Source organism: Aeromonas enterica (assembly GCF_054052465.1).
The window spans coordinates 32,189-50,651 of sequence record NZ_JBSTYL010000030.1 but is presented as its reverse complement, the minus strand read 5'-3'; the positions used below and the strand labels follow the sequence as shown (position 1 = coordinate 50,651).

Below are 18,463 nucleotides of genomic sequence, written 5' to 3'. Positions count from 1 at the left end.
GTTGAAAGGCAGGGGTATCCATGATGGTAGACCTCAAGGAGATGGCCTACTTCAAGATTAGCCTTTCAACACGTAATTGGGACAGAGCCATTTTTATTGGTTGTAGATCTGGACTTGCTACAGCTTGAAGCGTTTGACCCAAGGGTTGGCGCTGATGCCATGCAGTATGACGCTGAGGATAATGGTGCAGAGTACAGTGGCTATGATGGGCGTTTGCCCCAGCAGAGCGGGCTTGTGCTGCAACACCATGACGGCGAAGACGATGCTGGCCAGCCCCCTTGGCCCGAACCAGCCGATAAAGAGCTTGAGTTCGGGCTTGAGACCGGTGCCGAGCAGGCTTAGCCATACCGGCAGCATGCGCAGCAGGGTGAGGCTGGCGGCGGCATAGAGCCAGTATTGCCAGTGCAGCAGCTCCGCCAGCATGGGCATCAGGGTGGCACCGAACACCATCCAGATCACCACGGAGAGCAGATCCCCATAGCCCTCACAGCTGTCCAGGTAGGCATGCTTGTGTTCCCCCAGCTTGCGGCCGATCAAGAGGCCCCCCACGAAGGCGGCGATGAAGCCGCTGCCACCCAGGGTCTGGGCCAGCGCAAAGCAGAGCAGGGCCAGCCCCGGCATGGTGAGCTGGCGCCAGAGTGGCAGCTGCCAGCCGTTGAGGTAGGACGTCTTGAGCAGGCGCAGGGTGAGGCTGGTAAGCACCAGGGCCACCAACAGGCCGATACCTATCTCCTCCAGCAGCAAGGTGACCGCCAGCATGCCGGTGCCGGCGTGTTGTTCTGTGGGGGCTATGAGGGCGAGCAGCAGCAAGAGCACGGGCACGCAGATGCCATCGTTGAGCCCGCTCTCCTGATTGAGCCCCTCCCGGATGGGGGCGGGGACGGCCGGGTTGCTGACCACCGCCTTGCCAAGCGCCGCATCTGTGGGGGCGAGTATGGTGGAGAGGATGGCCATCTCCAGCAGCGGTAGGTCAGGGTAGAGCCAGCGGCCGAACAGGGTGCCGCCGATCAGGGTCAGCGGCAGACCGATGAGCAGCAGCCGCATGGGCAGGGCGCGGTGGGCCGCCAGCACCTGCCAGTTGGTGTTGGCCGCATCGCTGAACAGCACTATGACCAGGGTCAGCTCCGCCAGCAGCTTGATGCCGTCGCTGTTGATGGAGAGGGAGAGCAGACCCAGTCCGCCGGATCCCAGCAGCCAGCCCATCAGCAAAAACAGCAGAGGGCCGTTGACCAGCTTTGATTCGAATCGGCCCGCAATCAGGCTGTAGATGAGCAGAAAGGCGGCGAGCACCGCCAGGTTCTGGTAAATCAGGGATGCGTCCATGCAATCTCCTCAAGGCCCCCGTGGGCGCCGCGTTAATCAGTCAGGCAATCCGGATCGAACACATATTCACCGGCCAGCCAGTGCAGAATTTCATTCACGCAGGCCTGATCCTGGAACGGCAGGTAACGGGTCTTGAGGTGGATGATCTGCTCCGGGGTGAGCTGGGCCAGGCCGATGTCCTGAAACAGCGGCAGGTCGGCCTGGATCATGGCGGAGATCTGCGGGCCGCAGGTGGCGTTGAGGGAGGCGTGCAGCGCCTTGTCCGGGTCGTACTGCTTGCCGAGCTTGTAGCTCATGGGCAGGGTGGCCAGCGGCAACACGGAGAGCGCCGCCTGCTTCATGGGGTTGACTGCGTGGCCTGCCACCAGTTCTGCCAGCTCGGCGGGGCGGTTCTCGAAGGCGCGCAGGTGCAGGAAGCTGCTGGCCTTGCTGCCATCGTTGACCGGGTAGTTGTCCCACAGGAAGGGCTTGCGGTGCAGCCAGTCGGCCACTTGCCTGAGGTGCGGGGCCGGGTACTCGCTGGAGCAGACTTTGGGGCCGGTCCAGAAGATGTCGATGCGGCGATCCAGCCCCTGGCCCAGATCGGTCAGATAGTGGGGTGGCATGGCGCCGAACACCTTCTCCAGCACGGGATCCGTCGAGTAGTAGCTGGGGCAGAACAGCAAGCGGCTGGCGCGGGTGTGGGCCGCGATGTCGTGGGCCATGGTGAGCTGCCAGTGGGCCAGATCCGGGGTATCCCCCTTCATGTCGTCAAACAGCACCGCCAGTATATCGGGCTGGAGCGCCTCGTCGATGAGCCGCACCTTCTCCAGCAGGGCCGGGCGCTTGCTGGCATAGTCGTGATGGGCACCCATGGGGCTCAGGCCTATGCCAAAGGCGAGGCCGTTTTCACGGCACTGACGGGCCAGCTGACGCAGGGCCTCGAGCTGGGCCGCAGGCCAAGGCTGGGTCCAGTGCTTGCGCAGATAGCCGTCTTCTTTCGGGGCATAGATATAGAAGCCATAGCCGTGGCGGGGCAGCCACTGGGCGTAGCGGGCGCGGGCTTCCCAGCTCCAGCCCTTGCCGAAGAATCCCTCTATCAATCCCAGCTGGGGCGAAGGAGGTTGCAGGCCGGACAACAGGGTTTGGTAAGGCATAGATAACTCCCTTCTCGCTGAGAACGGGTCGGACGAGCGGCGTCAGACCGGGTCTTCTTCCTGAAAGCGCACCCCTATCTTGCGGGGCTCACCCTCTTCCATTTCGGCCACGGTCCAGATCAGTCCCTGCCATTCGAAGTGGTCGCCGACTACCAGATTATCGCCCAACTGGTTGGCAATAAAATGGCCAAGTGTCTGATCCGCCACCTCGCTCACATCCAGCCCGTAGAGCGGGGCCAGATCCACCAGCTTGGCGGTGGCTTCCAGCAGGAAGTCACCGAAGAAGCGGGGGCCCAGATCCTGCTCCGGTGCCTGGCTGAACAGCTGGCCGAGGGCGGGCAGATCCCGTTCGTGGCCGATGACGCAGAGGATGTCATCGGATTGCAGACAGGTACTGCCCGAGGGGTGCAGCAGCTCCTGATCCCGGAACAGGGCGCAGATGCGAGTCCCCTTGGGCATGCGCAGATCCCGCAGAGGCGAGCCGATGCACCACTTCTCGGCGCTGAGGCGGTAGACGAAGGTCTCCCACTGGCTATCCAGATCTATCTCGAGCCCGGAGCGGTTGATGGGCGACGGCGGTGCCGGCACTTCCACCCGCGCCAGCCGTGAGGCCAGCGGCAGCGAGCTACCCTGCAATATGAGGGAGACCAGTACCACGAAGAAGGCCACATTGAAGTAGAGCTGGGCGTTGGGCAGCCCCGCCATCATGGGGAAGACCGCCAGTATGATGGGTACAGCGCCGCGCAGCCCGACCCAGGAGATGAACCAGCGCTCGCGGGGGGCAAAGTTCTTGAACGGCAACAAGCCGATCCAGACCGAGATGGGGCGTGCGAACAGTATCATCCACATGGCCAGCGCCAGCGCCGGCAGTGCGATGGGCAACAACTTGTGGGGGGAGGCGAGGAGCCCCAGCACCAGGAACATGCCGATCTGGCTGAGCCAGGTCAGACCATCCAGCACGGACAGTGTAGTGCTGCGGCTGCGCAGGGAGAGGTTGCCGAGCAAGAGGCCGGTGAGATAGATGGCGAGAATGCCGCTGCCACCCACAGCGGTGGTGAGGGCGAAGATCAGCAGGCCGCCGCTGACGGTGAGCAGCGGATAGAGGCCGGGGGCCAGTCTGGCGCTGTTGATGAGGCGCCACAGCAGCCAGCCGCCGCCAAGACCTATACCGGCGCCAAGGCCAAACTGCTTGACCAGTTGCAGCAGCAGGAAGCTCCAATCCAGCCCTTGCTGCTGGGTGGCGAGGATCTCGATCAGGGTCACGGTGAGAAACACCGCCATGGGATCGTTGCTGCCCGATTCTATCTCGAGGGTGGCACTGACCCGTTCGTTCAGGCTGCGCCCGCCGAGCAGGGAGAAGACGGCCGCCGCGTCGGTGGAGCCGACGATGGCACCGATCAACATGCCCTGCATCAGGTTGAGATCGAACAGCCAGGCGGCGATGAGGCCGGTCAGGCCTGTGGTGATGGCTACCCCCGCAGTCGCCAGCGAGAGTGCTGGCCAGAGTGCCACCCGAAACGAGGAGACCCGGGTGCGCATGCCGCCATCGAGCAAGATGATGGCGAGCGCCAGGTTGCCCACCAGGTAGGCGACCGAGTAGTCAGCGAAGTGGATACCGCCCGGGCCATCTTCCCCGGCCAGCATGCCGACTGCGAGAAATATCACCAAAATGGGGATGCCGAGACGAGAGGAGAGCGTGCTTAACAGGACACTGGCTCCCACCAACAAGGCCGCGATTAAAAAGAAACTGTTGATGGTGACGGCATCCAATGGCGAACTCCTTCTGTCAAAATGCAAATCAGGCACATTATATGCAGTTTGTTAGGCGCCGTGTGGCTTACTTGTGCATTAATTTGCAGTTTTTTACATTTTTGGTGCGTCTGTGAAGGGGATGTTTGCACCGAAAAAGGCTGGGCAAGAGGGAAGAAAAGGCATGATTAATGTGAATTGGTTCACAAAATCGACACGGCCTGAGGGTGGCCTGCCGGTCATGTTCCCCACACGCGCCAGAGGCACCACAGTGGCGCCCCTGGCGGGCTGGGAGGGCGGTCAGTCATCCTCGTCGTCTTTGACTTCCCGGATCTTGTCCTTGTAGTTGGGCAGCTGTTTCTCCAGCCGTTTCATGTCCTTGATGGCATTGAGAAACAGGCCGAGCAGGAACAACAGTGGCAGGCCTATCCATAACCACAGACTCATGAGCTTTTCCTTTCATCGGGACAGAGGGTGACGTAGCGGGCCAAAATCTCGTCAAGATGGGCCAGTATGGTCGATTTACCTTCAATATCCGCCTGTTGCAGACAAAGCGCCAGCGCATCCGGATCCAGTCGCTGTTCGGCGGACTCCAGCGCGAAGCTGATATGCCAGGGTTCGTAGGCGACGCCGCTGCCGGCCCCCGCCGGTTTGGCATAAGGCAGGAAGAAGCCGAAGTCGTTCATGCGATCCTCCAGCCAGTCGCCCAGATCGGCAAACCAGCCCCCCTCCTCATATTCCCAGGGCTCAAGCGCCAGCCGGGTATCGGCGGGCAGGCAGTCCGGATCGTAGATGTCCAGATCCGTACCCCAGTGGTGGCGGCTGGTGCCGGGCAGGGCACTCCAGCGCAGGATGGCGTGCAGCCGCTCGGTGTCGCTCAGTTGGAGGGCATCCAGCGGCTGGTTGTTGGCATCCAGCAGGGGCCGCTCGCCACGCCACTTGCCATTCCAGATGGCGAGTTGACGGTCGAACCCGCGCCAGCTGGAGGCCGCCTGCAGGTTGTGTCCCTCATGGGCGGCGGCCACCTGCATGTCGTTGAAGGCCGCCGCAGTGGCCGCGGTCAGACGATGGGGCCCGCGCCCCACCAGGATGAGGTGGTGCTCATCTCGCCCCAGCAGTTGATCCTGTGTCATGCCCATCCCGAATCCTGTGTGTTGTTGAGCGGGATACCCGCAAGCCCGCGCTGAAGAGGCGTCATGCCAGCAACCGATCCAGTATGCCCTGATACATGTCGGCCAGCAGATCCAGATCCCCGGCCTTCACGCACTCGTTCACCTTGTGAATGGTGGCGTTGACGGGGCCGAGCTCAATCACTTCGGCGCCGGTGGGGGCGATGAAGCGCCCGTCCGAGGTGCCGCCGGTGGTGAGCAGGGCCGGTTGCTGGCCATTGACCTGTTCGATGGCCGCCACGGCGGCATCGAGCAGATCGCCGGTGTCGGTCAGGAAGGGCTGACCGGAGAGGGTCCAGTCAAGCTGGTAATCCAGTCCGTGCCTGTCCAGCAGGGCCTCGACCCGCTCGCGAATATCCATGTCGGTCAGTTGGGTGCTGAAACGGAAGTTGAACTGGACCTGCAGCTCGCCGGGAATGACGTTGGAGGCACCAGTGCCCCCCTGAATGTTGGCAATCTGGAAGCTGGTGGGAGGGAAGTAGGCGTTGCCCTGATCCCAGACAGTCGCCGCCAGCTCGGTCAGTGCGGGCGCCGCCTTGTGGATCGGGTTGTCTGCCAGATGGGGATAGGCGACGTGACCCTGCACCCCGCGCACCAGCAGATCGCCGGTGATGGAGCCGCGTCGGCCGTTCTTCACCACATCCCCTACCACGGCGGTGGAGGAGGGCTCGCCGACGATGCACCAGCGGATCTTCTCGTGGCGCGCTTCCAGGGTGTCGATCACCCGTGTGGTGCCGTTGATGAAGGGCCCCTCTTCATCCGAGGTGATGAGAAAGGCGATCGACCCCCGATGATCCGGATTGGCCGCGACGAAACGCTCGACCGCCACTACCATGGCGGCCAGCGAACCCTTCATGTCGGCGGCGCCGCGACCGTACAGCACGCCATCCTGGATGGTCGGTTCGAACGGCGGTGTGTGCCACTTTTCCAGCGGCCCGGCTGGCACCACGTCGGTGTGGCCGGCGAAGCAGAACAGGGGGCCTTCGCTGCCACGGCGGGCCCAAAGGTTGGTGGTGTCTTCGAACACCATGGGTTCAATGACGAAGCCGAGCTTGGCGAGGCGCTCCGCCATCAGGGTCTGACACCCTTCATCCAGCGGGGTAACTGAGGGGCGGCGGATCAGATCCTTGGCCAGTGCGATGACATCCGACATCGGCGTTCCTTAACAGAAAAGTTTAACGAGAGAAGAGGGATTGGTAGTTATCGGCTTTAAAACCCAGAGTCAGTTCGCCGTCTCTGTCGAGCAAGGGGCGCTTGATCATGGCCGGGTGTTCCAGCAGCAGAGCGCGGGCCTTTGCGGTGTCGAGCCCCTGTTTGGCCTCATCCGGCAGGGCGCGGAAAGTGGTGCCACGGCTGTTGAGCAAGGCTTCCCAGCCAAGCTTTGCCAACCAGCTGTCCAGCGTGGCGGGATCCAGCCCATCGGCGCGATGGTCGTGAAAGCGATAGTCGATGCCAGCCTCGTCCAGCCACTTGCGGGCTTTCTTAATGGTGTCGCAGTTTTTGATGCCATAGAGGGTGGTGGCCATGAGGAGTCCTTGTCTGCGGGCGCGGGCCCTTGAAGCTGAAACGTGAAATCGGCAACTTGAGATCTGAACGTGACATCAAGCAAAGGCTCGATTCTGGCATTGTGACTATCCCATGGCAACGGCGGAGCCGCACCTTGGGTGATTTTCCAAAGGCGAAGAGGCAGTCGCAGGGGGCTGGGGAGAAAAAAGTCCGGCGCAGGGTGCGCCGGCGGGATCAAAGCTCGCGCTGGGATTGGCACCAGAGGTGCAGTTCGGACTCGAACCAGTTGAGCATGGCGTGGTTGTCGTCGCGGCGATGGCGAATGAGGCTGACTTCAAAGGTCGGCAGGGCGAAACGGGTCTCGTACTCCACCAGATCCAGCAGCGGCATCAGCGGTCGCAACACCCTGGCGGGGGAGGTCAGCAGCAGGGGGGCGTAGGGCAGGATGAAGGGCGCAGCCAGAAAGCTTTGCACTATCAAGGGGGTATGCCGGGTCATGCCGTGGGCGGCCAGCAAGTCATCGACTATGCCCCCTTCGCTGCCACGGGGGGCGACCAGCAGGTGCTGGGCCTTGGCGAAGGATTCGATGCAGAGTACCTGGCCCTGGAATGGATGGCTGCGGTGGGCCGCACAGATCAGCTTGTCTTCAAACAGCGGGATGCGACGAAAACGGCCGGGCACCTCGTCCTGCTTGCTGATCACCATGCTGATCATCCCCTCGTCGAGCTGACGTTCGTAGTCCGCATTGAGGGGCACCATGTGGATGCGCAGGTTGGGTGCCTGCTGCTGCAGGCGGGCCAGCAGGCTCGGCATCATCACGTACTCCACATAGGTGTGGGCACCGATGCGCAGGACGCCCTCGAACTTGCCCGGATCGAGCTGCTCCGGCTGGCTGAAGGTCTGCTCGATGTCGTGCAGTATCTCCCGCAGCGGCAGCAGCAGCGCCTGTGCCCTGGCGGTGGGTTCCATGCCCTGGGGGGTGCGGATCAGCAAGGGATCGTCATAGAGCAGCCGCAGGCGAGCCAGGGCACGACTGACGGCCGGCTGGCTCATGGCGAGCCGCTCGGCGGCCTTGGTGGTGTTGCGTTCCTCCAGCAGCGCCTTGAGCACCACCAGCAGGTTGAGGTCGACGCCTCGTAAATTCATTTTGTGCATAATGGAATACTAATAAATCATTTCCTTAAGCAGGGCCTTCACTTTAGTCTCATTCCCCGTCGATGGTCAGCATGAAGCTTGGATAAATCAGCGATTTATACAAATCCATGTTGTCCTGTTACCTCTTTCGCGTGGTGCCGGGGGTGGCAAGATTCGACAGCCTGAACTCTTTACTCTGGTCATCCAGAGCGTTGCTTGCTTAGTACCCGCCCTTGAGGCGGGTTTTTTTTGCCTGTAGTTCAGGAAAGGGGGCCCAAAGAAGTACAAAACGCGCCACCGGGCGCGTTGTTGTGAGGGCGGATGGCTCAGGGTGCAACAGGCCATTGGTAGTCAAACACCCTGGCACGCTCCCAGGGGGCGTCCGGCAGGCTGGAGGAGAGGCCGGTATATTTGCCCACATCGTCCACCACTATGGTGGAGAGGATCGGCAGCTGGTGTTCGGTGCAGTACATGCGGATGCGTTGCAACAGGGTGCGCAGCTCATCCTGGCTATTCTCCAGCCCGGCCTGCCTGGCCAGTTTGGAGTAACGAATGGTGGTGCGTTCCTTTGCAGACTCGACGAGGATGTCCCATAGCTTGTAGTCGCTGGTGGTCATACCCGCGGTGGCTTGGCTTGTCATAACTCTCTCCGGCGCGAAATGGTCGCTGTGTCGATGCGCATCTTGGCCAGTTCACTGGCCCCTGACGTTGATCCAAAGCAAAAAAGCCTGAGGTTATCCGCCAGAACGGGTGGCAAAAGGATTCTAAAGGTTTGCCTTTAGTTTAAACGGCCATTTTTTGTTAGGTGTATAGCATTTTATGCCATTGAAATGAGGCGAAGCCACCTTTATTGACAGGGATCAAGGGGAAAGCGAGACCCGACCACTAGATTTCGCTCCTCGATAATTTTATCAGGAGCGAATATTGGAACTCTTATTTGTCTTGCTCGTGCTGATCGCCGTGGTCTACGGCATCATCAAGGATTACAACCCGCAGGCGGTGCTGGCATTGGCCGGTATGGCCATTTTCACCCTGGCTTACTGGCTGGGGTTGCACCCCATACTGCCCGCTGACAAGAGCACCGGCTTCGCCCTGTTCGACCTGTTCGAGGTGTTCAAGGGGATCTTTTCCTACCGCGCAGCGGGGCTCGGCCTCACCATCATGGCGGTCGCGGGCTTTGCCACCTACATGTCCCATATCGGTGCCTCCCAGGCGCTGGTGCGGGTGGCGGTCAAACCGGTGGCGGGCATCCAGTCCAGTTACCTGATGCTCTCCATCTGCTATCTGGTGGCGGTATTCGTCTCCTTGTTCGTCACCTCCGCCACCGGCCTTGGCCTGCTCTTGATGGTCACCATGTACCCTGTGATGCGCAACCTTGGCATCAGCCCGGCCTCAGCCTGTGGCGTTATCGCTACCTCCCAGGCGTTCGAGATTGGCCCGACCCAGACCAACGCCATTTTCTCCGCCGGTCAATCCGGCATGGATCCGACCAGCTACTTCGTCGACTACCAGATCTGGCTGGTGGCGCCCATGCTGCTGGTGACCATGGTGCTGCACTTCTTCTGGCAGCGTCACTGCGATCGCAAGGATGGCTGGGATCCGGCCCTGCATCGCGGCGAACACGCCGAGCTGGATGAGAAGGGCACCGACGCAGTGCAGGCGCCGATCTGGTACGCCCTGCTGCCGATCATCCCCTTCGTGTTGATGATGACCTTCTCCAAGCTGATGGTGACTACCATCAGCGTCAGCGTGGAGGTGGCCATGCTGCTGTCGGTCTTTATCGGCATGTTGTGCGAACTGCTGCGTACCTGCTCGCTGCGCACCGCCTTCGCGGGGCTGTCAAGCTTCCTCGATGGGATGGGCAAGGTGTTTGGCCCGGTGGTGGCGCTTATCGTCTGTGCCGAGCTGTTTGCCGAATCCCTGAAAGCCATTGGCGCCATCGACACCCTGCTCCATTCCGCCAGCAATGCCGGCATCGGCAGCGGTTTGATGACCTTGGTGATGGTGGGGCTCATCATGGTGGCGGCTGTCATCATGGGCTCGGGCAACGCGGCTTTCTTGAGCTTCTCGACCCTGGCGCCCGCCGTGGCGGCCAAGTTCGGCGTGCCGGCGGTGACCATGCTGCTGCCTATGCAGCTCGCCTCCAGCATCGGCCGCACCGTCTCCCCCATCGCGGCCGTGCTGATCGCCTGCGCGGGGATCGCCAAGGTCTCCCCCTTCGTGGTGGTCAAGCGCACCTGTGTGCCCATGGCGGGGGCGCTGGTGACGGCGTTGACGCTCAACTATCTGCTGTTTATGTGATGGTCTGCTGTGTATGTAATGACGGGGCGGGCAGCGCGGCTGCCCGCCCTCATCCTGTTGCTGACAGGCCTTGGCCGCGAGTGGCAAGGCTTGCATGGAGAAGATGATGACAGATGTAAAGCGCCCGTTTTCCCTCGATAGCTATCTGGCCGATCTGGCCCCCCTCATCAATCTCGATTGCGGCACCCGCACCCCGGCCGGGGTGGCAAAAGTGGCCGACATCATGACCGAGAAATATGAGGCCATCGGCTGGCTGGTAACCCGCCACCAGTTTGCCGCCGAGTGCGGCCCCTGCCTGGAGATCACCAATGCCCCCGGCGCCAGCCACTACGACGTGATGCTGGTGGGCCACATGGACACCGTCTTCCCCGAGGAGACGGCGGCGAAGCGCCCGCTGAAGGTCGAAGGCAATCAGGCCTTTGGCCCTGGCGTCTCGGACATGAAGAGCGGCCTGCTCTCCACCTGGTATGCCCTCAAAGAGATGGATCCGGCGCAACTGGCCAAGCTCAAGGTGCTGGTCTGCTGCAACTGCGATGAGGAGATTGGCTCCCCCTGGTCCAAAGAGTGGCTGGTGGAGAAGGCCAAACAGAGCGGCTGCGTGCTGGTGGCCGAGGCGGCGCGCCCCAATGGGGATCTCATCAGCGCCCGCAAGGGCAACGCCAAGTACCGCATTACTTTCCACGGCAAGGCTTCCCACGCTGGCTCGGCGCTGAGCGAGGGGATCTCCGCCATTACCGAGCTGGCCAACTGGGTGCTGGCCATCAACGATCAGGTCAATCTTGAGACAGGCACCACCATGAACGTCGGCGTGGTACAGGGCGGCACCGGCGTCAACGTGGTGCCGGACTTTGCCGAAGCGATCGTGGACTTGCGCTTCTGGCGCAACGAAGAGGCGGCGGCGGTGCACGACCGGCTCACCTTTATGGCCAACAACCCCTTCCTCGCCGGTTGCCGGGTCGAGGTGGATCGCCAGACCTTCAAGCCGGCGATGCGCCCGAGTGGTGACACCGAGGCGCTGATGACGCTGGTGGAGGCGGCGGGCAAGGAGGAGGGGATCCCCTTCAACTGGCTGGAGGCCGGTGGCGGCTCGGATGCCAACTTCACCGCCGCCGCGGGTGTGCCGTCGCTCGATGGCTTCGGCCCCATGGGCGGCGGTTTCCACTCGGAGGCGGAATTCCTGCTGCTCGACAGCATCGAGCCCCGCATCCGCCTGCTGCAGCGGGTGCTGGGCAAGCTGGCGAAATAAGCCGGTTTATCCCTTGTTCGGGTCGTTATTGGCCCGATTCAAACAAAACGGGAGGCTGTTGCCTCCCGTTTTTTTATCTCGATTTTGGTGCGCCCTTGAACGCGCTGGCCAGATGGCTTGGCGCCGTTACCCCTGTTGTTCTGCCAGATAGGCCAGATGATCCTGCCGTGCCACCTGCCAGCCATCGAGGAGCAACGGAGCGGCAAAGCCGGGGCCGTCGGTCACCATGGTGTGGTACTCCCCCTGTTCGCCGCAGGCATCGAAGCCCTGGCGCTCGGCCAGTTGCTGCAATTCGGCGAGGGTGTCGGCATCGAGCGTGCGCCCGGCCCACTCGGGAGCCAGCATCCGGGTATCGACGCAAGAGAGGTGGGCGACGATACCGCATGCCAGCATATCCGCCAGCAAAGCTTGGCGGGATTGCTGCCAGAGCGGGGTGTGGACCGCGAGCCCAAGCGGCTGGCAGCGTTCACGGATCCAGTTTGGTGCGCCCCCCACGCTATCGATATCGCCGGTCACCACCCCGTCGAGGTTCCACTCCTGCTGCAAACGGCTCAATGCCGTCTCGTAGCTCTGCTCGAACGGCGCCTCTATGGTGACCAGCAGATGGGGCAGCCCGAGGGCCGCCGCCTGACGGCGTACCAGCGGCAAGGGATGAGCCAGAAATCGGGGCTCTGGCGGCGCAAAGGTGGCCAGTGCCACCACCTGATGGCCCGCTTGGCGGGCATGACAGAGGGCCAGCATGGCATCTTTGCCGCCACTCCAGAGCAGGATGACGCGAGACATGGGGGAGATTCCGGTGGTGAATGAAAGGGCATGCTACCCAGCGGCGGGGACACAGGTAAAGGCATAGTGTCTGGAAATGGCGGCTGGAAATAGCTGCGGGGAAATTGTTGGGGTAACAGAGCGGGGGAGAAAAAAGCAGGCCCCCGAAGCGGGGGCCTGTCTGTCAATGTGTTAAACGCGACTGCGATTAGAGCAGGATGCTGGTCAGGATAAAGCCCAACGAGCAGGAGGTCACCACCCCGATCAGCCCCGGAATGATGAAGCTGTGGTTGATGATGAACTTGCCGATACGGGTGGTGCCGGAGCGGTCGAAACCGATACAGGCCAGATCGCTCGGGTAGGTCGGCAGCACGAAGTAGCCATAGCTCGCCGGCAGGAAGGCGATCAGCAGCTTGGGTTCGACACCCAGCGCCAGACCCATGGGGGCGATGGCGGTCAGGGCGGCGGCCTGGCTGTTCACCAGCTTGGAGATAAGGAACAGCACCAGCGCGTAGGTCCAAGGCTGGGCTTGTACCACGTGGGCCAGGGTCTCTTTGAGCAGCGGCATGTGAGCCTGGAAGAAGGTCTCACTCATCCATGCAACCCCGAATACGGAGAAGATGGCGACCATGCCGGCCTTGAAGACGGCGCCGTTGGAGATATCACCCGGCTTGACCTTGCAGCGCATCAGGATGATGGCACCGGCGATCAGCATCATCATCTGGATCACCAGGTTCATGGAGAGCGGGCCGGTTTTGTCCTTGATGGTGAACACCGGACGCAGACCTTCGTTGGCACCGAGCAATACCACGGCCGCGATGGCGGCGAAGAAGATCCAGGTAGACCAGTAGGCCTCTTTCGGGAACTTGGTGTTGAGCAGGGTTTCACCACCACCGTAGATGAAGGCGCGCTGCTCCGGATCTTGGATCTTGGCCTGGAACTCTTCGTCCTTGTCCAGATCCTTGCCGCGACGCAGGCTCCACAGGGCCGCCATGACCACACCGGTCAGGGAGGAGGGGATGGCGATCATCAGGATATCGAGCAGGCCGTAGGCCTGACCTATGCCGTGACCAGCCGCCAGAATGGAGACCATGGAAACCACGGCCACCGAGACCGGGGAGGCGCAGATCGCCATCTGGGAGGCAACGGACGCCACGGCCATCGGACGCTCGGGACGGATGTTCTTCTGCAGCGCTATGTCAGCGATGATGGGGAACATGGTGTAGACCACGTGGCCAGTACCGCACAGGAAGGTGAGGGTCCAGGTCGTCAGCGGCGCCAGGATAGTGATGTATTGCGGGTGACGGCGCAGCAGGCGCTCGGCCACTTGCATCATCAGGTTGAGGCCTCCGGCTGTTTGCAGGGTGGCGGCACAACCGATCACCGCCAGAATGGTCAGCATCACCTGAACCGGCGGTTCGCCCGGCACCAGGCCGAAGACGAAGGTCAGCAGGAAGAGACCGATACCACTGATGAGACCCAGTCCCATGCCCCCAAAGCGGGTACCCAGCAGCAAGCAGCCGAGTACCACCAAAAATTCCATCAAGATCATTCCATTACCTCGCGTGATTTAATCCATGTCAGTGCTGTATTGGGCTCATGGACCGGGATTGTCTGTTTTTTATTTAGCCCTAAAGGGTTAGTGGTTATTGTGCCTTGCTAAAAGAGGTAAAAATTTGAGGTACTTCAATAACTCATCGCTTTTTGATTTAACGTCATAAAAACCACGTATTAACATCATTGTTATTTGTTGGGCCAATAAACGGCATCGTACGGGGCTCTATGTGGCACAGGAGGGCATGGGAAATGGTGGGCAGAGTGTGTGGAGTGCGGGCTGCGTGATTAATTGTGATGGCCATCAGGCCGTAATACTGCTGCATAGCTAACAAAAAGCCGACCCAGGGGTCGGCTTTGTCGGCAAGTGGCCGTAATCAGAACTCGGCGGTACGCGGGGTACGCGGGAAGGGGATGACGTCGCGCACGTTGCCCATGCCGGTCACGTAGACCACCAGGCGCTCGAAGCCGAGACCGAAACCTGAGTGCGGCACTGTACCGTAGCGACGCAGATCGCGATACCACCAGTAGTCTTCCTTGTTCAGACCCATTTCGGCCAGGCGGGCATCCAGCACTTCGAGGCGCTCCTCACGCTGGGAGCCACCGATGATCTCGCCGATCCCCGGGGCCAGCACGTCCATGGCGGCGACTGTCTTGCCGTCGTCGTTGAGGCGCATGTAGAAGGCCTTGATGTCTTTCGGGTAGTTCTTCACCACCACCGGAGACTTGAAGTGTTCCTCGGCCAGATAGCGCTCGTGCTCGGAGGAGAGATCGATACCCCAGGAGACCGGGAACTCGAAGTTCTTGCCGCAGTTCTTCAGCACGTCGATGGCGTCGGTGTAGTCGATCTGGGCGAAGTCGGAGGCGACGAAACGCTCCAGACGGTCGATGGCGTCCTTGTCGACGTGCTGGGCGAAGAACTCCAGATCGTCACGGCGCTCGCTCAGCACGGCGTTGAAGACGTATTTGAGCATGGCTTCGGCCAGGGCGGCGTTGTCTTCCAGATCGGCGAAGGCGATCTCAGGCTCCACCATCCAGAACTCTGCCAGGTGGCGGCTGGTGTTGGAGTTCTCGGCGCGGAAAGTCGGGCCGAAGGTGTAGACCTTGGAGAGGGCGCAGGCATAGGTCTCGACGTTGAGCTGACCGGAGACGGTCAGGAAAGTCTCCTTGCCGAAGAAGTCCTTGTCGTAGTCGACCTTGCCGGCTGGGGTGCGCGGCAGGTTTTCCAGATCCAGGGTGGAGACGCGGAACATCTCGCCGGCGCCTTCGGTGTCGGAGGCGGTGATGAGCGGGGCGGCGATCCACAGGTAGCCTTCTTCGTGGAAGAAGCGGTGAATGGCCTGGGCCAGGCAGTTGCGTACCCGGGTCACGGCGCCGACCACGTTGGTGCGGGCACGCAGGTGACCCTGCTCGCGCAGGTATTCGATGCTGTGACGCTTGGCGGACATGGGGTAGGTGTCCGGATCTTCGACCCAGCCCACGACCTTGACCTCGGAGGCTTGCAGCTCGAAGGCCTGGCCGCTGCCCTGGGAAGCCACGACCACACCGGTCACTTCCACGGAGCAGGCGGTAGTCAGACGCAGCACTTCATTCTCATAATTGGCCAGGGTATTGGGGACGACGGCCTGTACCGGATGGAAACAGGAGCCATCGGATACGGCCAAAAATGAGATCCCCGCCTTGGAATCACGGCGAGTCCGGATCCACCCTTTGACTGTCTGGGTGGTGCCAACCGCATATTTACCGGTCAGCACATCTACTACGGATGCGTGCGTCATCGAAATATTGTCTCCAGCTTGTTCTTGCAGCGCTATGGGTCTGGCCCGGGCATTGATGGGCCCATCATGGCAGACTAAGCCGTCAATCTTACCCGCGCGGGTTTGATAAACAAGCAAAAATGTCGGACTCTGGAGGGGTTTTGTGCCCGGATCACCTCATGACCGGGCCGCTTGGGTGAGGGATGAGCGTGAAAGAGCGGCGACATGGACCTGACGGGTTGACCCGGGTGCTGCAGGGATTGGTGATGCTCTGCTGGGGCGGCTTCATCGCCTTGCTCTCCCTCTATCACTTTGCGCGGCCACAGACTGCCTACGGCTTTCTGATCTATGGCGGGGTCAAGGTGCGCCAGAGCTGGGATCCCGTGCTGACCCCCTGGCTGGTGCACGGGCTCTGGGGTTGTTCTGTACTGACTCTTGCGGTCTTGCTGTTCGAACGGCAACGTTGCCGCCGCCGGGAGGATGTCGGCATGGTACATCTGGCCATCCTGTTGCTGATCCTCATTGCCAGCCTGCTGTTCTACTACCTGGGTTAATCTTTCTTCTTCTCGTCCCGATCCGGGTGCGGGGTGGGGCGTTTGCCCAGTTGGCGCTCCACGCTGTCGAGCATCTGATTGTAAGCCAGTGCCACCCGGCCTATTTCGTCTCCTTCATCCCCTTCCAGTCGATGGCCGAATTCGTGCAGATCGGTGGCCTCTTCCATGGAGCGGGTCAGCTGGTTAAGGGGGCGGACTATCCAGGTGCGGATAACCCAGAGGGTGAGCAGCAGACCCAGCCCGAAGATGAGGGTGAGGCTGAGTGCCGAGGTGAGTATGTTCTGCTCGACCCGGGTGAACAGGGTGTCGAGGGAGTAGTCAAAGCGCACAGCGCCCAGCACGGTATTTTCCGGCACCAGATGGCAGCTGGTGCAGTCGGTGCCGCGAAAATCCTTCTTGGCCAGCAGGGGGCGGGTCACCACCAGCTTGCTGTGCATGCCGTCGTGCACCACCTCCAGGCTACCTTTGCCTGCCAGCGCCAGCTCATCAAATCTGTCCTTGGGCTGTTCATTTTCATGACCGGCCCCATACTGGGTGTTCACCGCCTCGCTGCGCACTATGCGGGCATCTTCCACGTGGGCGTGTTCGAGAAACTTGTCGCGCAAGGTGTCGCGGGCGTCCATCTTGCCGGTCAGCATCAGCATGTTGAGGCCGTCGAAATAGGCTTCGGTCTGCTCGCGGCTCTGCTCCTTTATCAGGGTCAGGATGAGGTCGCGCTCACGCACCGCCTGATAGGCTGCGGAAAACACCAGCACCATGGAGAAGATGAACAGCAGGAAGAAGTTGATTTTGGCAGCAATAGAGAGGCGCATGGGAACGGTACATCTGTTGGGTAAAACCCGCGCAGTCTACTCGCGCCGGCCTTCCGGGTCTGGTGCCTCGCTCACATTCTGATGAAAAAGAGTCAATAGGCCCTGCATTCTCATGCAGGGCCTATTCATTCATGTTCAGAATTCGCCGCTGGCGATGGCCTCATGGATGGCGCCGGTCAATACCCTCAGCTCCTCGGGGGTGATGACGAAGGGGGGCATCAGGTAGACCAGCTTGCCAAACGGTCGGATCCAGGCCCCAAGCTCGACGAACTTGCGCTGGATGCGGGCCACGTCCACTCGTTCTTTCATCTCCACCACCCCGATGGCGCCGAGCACCCGTACATCGGCCACTGCCGGGTTGAGAGTCAGCGCGACCAGTTCGGTTTTGAGCTGATGCTCGATGGCCTGCACCCGCTCGGCCCAGGGCGAGGCGAGCAGCAGATCGATGGAGGCGTTGGCCACGGCGCAAGCCAGCGGATTGCCCATAAAGGTGGGGCCATGCATGAAGACGCCGGCCTTGCCGTCACAAATGGTGCGGGCAACATGCTCGGTAGTCAGGGTCGCCGAGAGGGTGAGATAGCCGCCGGTGAGCGCCTTGCCCAGACACAGGATGTCGGGGCTGATCCCCGCCCAGTCGCAGGCAAACAGCTGGCCGGTGCGACCAAAGCCGGTGGCGATCTCGTCGGCAATCAACAGCACGCCGAACTCGTCGCACAGGGCGCGCACCCACTGCAGGTAGCGGGGGTGATAGAAGCGCATGCCGCCCGCTCCCTGCACGATGGGCTCGAGTATGATGGCCGCGATCTCCTGATGGTGGTCAGCCATGAGGGTGGCCAGTTCCACCACGCTCTGCTCGTCCCACTCGGCGTGGAAGCGGCAGCTCGGTGCCGGGGCGAAATGGTGCTCCGGCAGGAAGCCCTTATAGAGCTCGTGCATGCCGCCATCCGGGTCGCAGACGCTCATGGCGCCGAAGGTGTCGCCGTGATAGCCGCCGCGCAGGGTGAGGAACTTGGCTCTGGGTGTGCCCCTGGCGTGCCAGTACTGCTGGGCCATCTTGAGCGCCACCTCCACCGCCACCGAGCCGGAGTCCGCCAGAAACACCCGATCCAGTCCGGCCGGGGTGATCTCCACCAGCTTGCGACACAGCTCCACCGCCGGTGCATGAGTCAGGCCGCCAAACATCACGTGGGACATCTTGCCGAGCTGGGCGGTGGCGGCCGCGTCCAGTTCCGGCACCTGATAGCCGTGGACGCAGGCCCACCAGGAGCTCATGCCATCCACCAGTTCGCGACCGTCACTGAGGGTGATTTTTACCCCTTTGGCGCTGGCCACTTCATAGCAGGGCAGGGGATGGGTGAGGGAGGTATAGGGGTGCCAGACATGGTGCAGGTCGAATTCTTGATTGGTCATTATGTGTTCTGTTGTCAATTTGTTTGATCTGGTCGGTGTTGACAGTCTAC

The 18,463-nt window shown here is 61.5% G+C and carries 17 protein-coding genes; 3 read left to right on the top strand and 14 right to left on the bottom strand.

Annotated features, from left to right (window positions below; all coding sequences use genetic code 11):
• Positions 1-117: 117 nt before the first annotated feature.
• From ACW5XD_RS21415 to ACW5XD_RS21375, 9 genes are all read right to left on the bottom strand, one after another.
• Positions 118-1,323 (bottom strand): cation:proton antiporter, encoded by a 1,206-nt coding sequence (locus tag ACW5XD_RS21415; RefSeq protein WP_456496630.1) that lies wholly within the window; start codon positions 1,321-1,323, stop codon positions 118-120.
• Positions 1,324-1,355: 32 nt separating this feature from the next.
• The gene (locus ACW5XD_RS21410; RefSeq protein WP_456496629.1) at positions 1,356-2,459 is read right to left on the bottom strand and encodes a beta-N-acetylglucosaminidase domain-containing protein; all 1,104 of its coding nucleotides are present in this window, start codon (positions 2,457-2,459) and stop codon (positions 1,356-1,358) included.
• Positions 2,460-2,501: 42 nt separating this feature from the next.
• On the bottom strand, positions 2,502-4,229 hold the full coding sequence (locus ACW5XD_RS21405; protein WP_456496628.1) for a potassium/proton antiporter: 1,728 nt from the start codon (positions 4,227-4,229) through the stop codon (positions 2,502-2,504).
• A gap of 279 nt (positions 4,230-4,508) precedes the next feature.
• On the bottom strand, positions 4,509-4,655 hold the full coding sequence (locus ACW5XD_RS21400) for a hypothetical protein (RefSeq protein WP_456496627.1): 147 nt from the start codon (positions 4,653-4,655) through the stop codon (positions 4,509-4,511).
• Positions 4,652-5,341: a M15 family metallopeptidase gene (locus tag ACW5XD_RS21395; RefSeq protein ID WP_456496626.1), complete on the bottom strand. Its 690-nt coding sequence runs from the start codon at positions 5,339-5,341 to the stop codon at positions 4,652-4,654. Before ACW5XD_RS21395 ends, ACW5XD_RS21400 begins: the two co-directional genes overlap by 4 nt.
• A gap of 61 nt (positions 5,342-5,402) precedes the next feature.
• Positions 5,403-6,530 carry a succinyl-diaminopimelate desuccinylase gene (gene dapE, locus ACW5XD_RS21390; RefSeq protein ID WP_456496625.1) on the bottom strand — a complete coding sequence of 376 codons (1,128 nt, stop codon included), beginning with the start codon at positions 6,528-6,530 and terminating at the stop codon, positions 5,403-5,405.
• Positions 6,531-6,552: 22 nt separating this feature from the next.
• Positions 6,553-6,903: an ArsC family reductase gene (locus ACW5XD_RS21385; RefSeq protein ID WP_456496624.1), complete on the bottom strand. Its 351-nt coding sequence runs from the start codon at positions 6,901-6,903 to the stop codon at positions 6,553-6,555.
• 214 nt (positions 6,904-7,117) lie between these two features.
• Positions 7,118-8,029 carry a LysR family transcriptional regulator gene (locus tag ACW5XD_RS21380; protein ID WP_456496632.1) on the bottom strand — a complete coding sequence of 304 codons (912 nt, stop codon included), beginning with the start codon at positions 8,027-8,029 and terminating at the stop codon, positions 7,118-7,120.
• A 314-nt stretch (positions 8,030-8,343) separates the two neighbouring features.
• Complete coding sequence (locus ACW5XD_RS21375; RefSeq protein ID WP_456496623.1) at positions 8,344-8,658, bottom strand: hypothetical protein; 315 nt, start codon at positions 8,656-8,658, stop codon at positions 8,344-8,346.
• Positions 8,659-8,941: 283 nt separating this feature from the next.
• On the opposite strand from ACW5XD_RS21375, the gene dcuC reads away from it, so the two are divergent.
• On the top strand, positions 8,942-10,318 hold the full coding sequence (dcuC, locus tag ACW5XD_RS21370) for a C4-dicarboxylate transporter DcuC (RefSeq protein ID WP_456496622.1): 1,377 nt from the start codon (positions 8,942-8,944) through the stop codon (positions 10,316-10,318).
• Positions 10,319-10,424: 106 nt separating this feature from the next.
• Complete coding sequence (locus ACW5XD_RS21365) at positions 10,425-11,564, top strand: M20 family metallopeptidase (protein ID WP_456496621.1); 1,140 nt, start codon at positions 10,425-10,427, stop codon at positions 11,562-11,564.
• Positions 11,565-11,690: 126 nt separating this feature from the next.
• On the opposite strand, the gene ACW5XD_RS21360 is transcribed toward ACW5XD_RS21365, so the two are convergent.
• From ACW5XD_RS21360 to asnS, 3 genes are all read right to left on the bottom strand, one after another.
• On the bottom strand, positions 11,691-12,347 hold the full coding sequence (locus ACW5XD_RS21360) for a Dph6-related ATP pyrophosphatase (protein WP_456496620.1): 657 nt from the start codon (positions 12,345-12,347) through the stop codon (positions 11,691-11,693).
• 187 nt (positions 12,348-12,534) lie between these two features.
• The gene (locus ACW5XD_RS21355) at positions 12,535-13,878 is read right to left on the bottom strand and encodes an anaerobic C4-dicarboxylate transporter (protein ID WP_456496619.1); all 1,344 of its coding nucleotides are present in this window, start codon (positions 13,876-13,878) and stop codon (positions 12,535-12,537) included.
• A gap of 379 nt (positions 13,879-14,257) precedes the next feature.
• Positions 14,258-15,658 (bottom strand): asparagine--tRNA ligase, encoded by a 1,401-nt coding sequence (asnS, locus tag ACW5XD_RS21350; RefSeq protein ID WP_456496618.1) that lies wholly within the window; start codon positions 15,656-15,658, stop codon positions 14,258-14,260.
• Between the two features lie 182 nt (positions 15,659-15,840).
• Here asnS and ACW5XD_RS21345 point away from each other — a divergent pair, with 182 nt between their 5' ends.
• Positions 15,841-16,191 carry a hypothetical protein gene (locus ACW5XD_RS21345; RefSeq protein ID WP_456496617.1) on the top strand — a complete coding sequence of 117 codons (351 nt, stop codon included), beginning with the start codon at positions 15,841-15,843 and terminating at the stop codon, positions 16,189-16,191.
• On the opposite strand, the gene ACW5XD_RS21340 is transcribed toward ACW5XD_RS21345, so the two are convergent.
• Together ACW5XD_RS21340 and bioA are read right to left on the bottom strand one after the other, a co-directional pair.
• Entirely contained in the window at positions 16,188-17,003 is an 816-nt protein-coding gene (locus ACW5XD_RS21340; protein WP_456496616.1) for a HAMP domain-containing protein, read from the bottom strand. The genes ACW5XD_RS21345 and ACW5XD_RS21340 overlap by 4 nt on opposite strands.
• Before the next feature lie 135 nt (positions 17,004-17,138).
• Positions 17,139-18,413 (bottom strand): adenosylmethionine--8-amino-7-oxononanoate transaminase, encoded by a 1,275-nt coding sequence (gene bioA / locus ACW5XD_RS21335; RefSeq protein ID WP_456496615.1) that lies wholly within the window; start codon positions 18,411-18,413, stop codon positions 17,139-17,141.
• Positions 18,414-18,463 lie beyond the last annotated feature (50 nt).

Coding starts and splice junctions, on each gene's coding strand:
- ACW5XD_RS21380 (WP_456496632.1), bottom strand. CDS start 8,029: ATGAATTTACGAGGCGTCGACCTCAACCTGCTGGTGGTGCTCAAGGCG.
- bioA (WP_456496615.1), bottom strand. CDS start 18,413: ATGACCAATCAAGAATTCGACCTGCACCATGTCTGGCACCCCTATACC.
- ACW5XD_RS21375 (WP_456496623.1), bottom strand. CDS start 8,658: ATGACAAGCCAAGCCACCGCGGGTATGACCACCAGCGACTACAAGCTA.
- ACW5XD_RS21365 (WP_456496621.1), top strand. CDS start 10,425: ATGACAGATGTAAAGCGCCCGTTTTCCCTCGATAGCTATCTGGCCGAT.
- asnS (WP_456496618.1), bottom strand. CDS start 15,658: ATGACGCACGCATCCGTAGTAGATGTGCTGACCGGTAAATATGCGGTT.
- ACW5XD_RS21360 (WP_456496620.1), bottom strand. CDS start 12,347: ATGTCTCGCGTCATCCTGCTCTGGAGTGGCGGCAAAGATGCCATGCTG.
- ACW5XD_RS21355 (WP_456496619.1), bottom strand. CDS start 13,878: ATGATCTTGATGGAATTTTTGGTGGTACTCGGCTGCTTGCTGCTGGGT.
- ACW5XD_RS21410 (WP_456496629.1), bottom strand. CDS start 2,459: ATGCCTTACCAAACCCTGTTGTCCGGCCTGCAACCTCCTTCGCCCCAG.
- ACW5XD_RS21345 (WP_456496617.1), top strand. CDS start 15,841: ATGAGCGTGAAAGAGCGGCGACATGGACCTGACGGGTTGACCCGGGTG.
- ACW5XD_RS21385 (WP_456496624.1), bottom strand. CDS start 6,903: ATGGCCACCACCCTCTATGGCATCAAAAACTGCGACACCATTAAGAAA.
- ACW5XD_RS21400 (WP_456496627.1), bottom strand. CDS start 4,655: ATGAGTCTGTGGTTATGGATAGGCCTGCCACTGTTGTTCCTGCTCGGC.
- dapE (WP_456496625.1), bottom strand. CDS start 6,530: ATGTCGGATGTCATCGCACTGGCCAAGGATCTGATCCGCCGCCCCTCA.
- ACW5XD_RS21395 (WP_456496626.1), bottom strand. CDS start 5,341: ATGACACAGGATCAACTGCTGGGGCGAGATGAGCACCACCTCATCCTG.
- ACW5XD_RS21415 (WP_456496630.1), bottom strand. CDS start 1,323: ATGGACGCATCCCTGATTTACCAGAACCTGGCGGTGCTCGCCGCCTTT.
- ACW5XD_RS21340 (WP_456496616.1), bottom strand. CDS start 17,003: ATGCGCCTCTCTATTGCTGCCAAAATCAACTTCTTCCTGCTGTTCATC.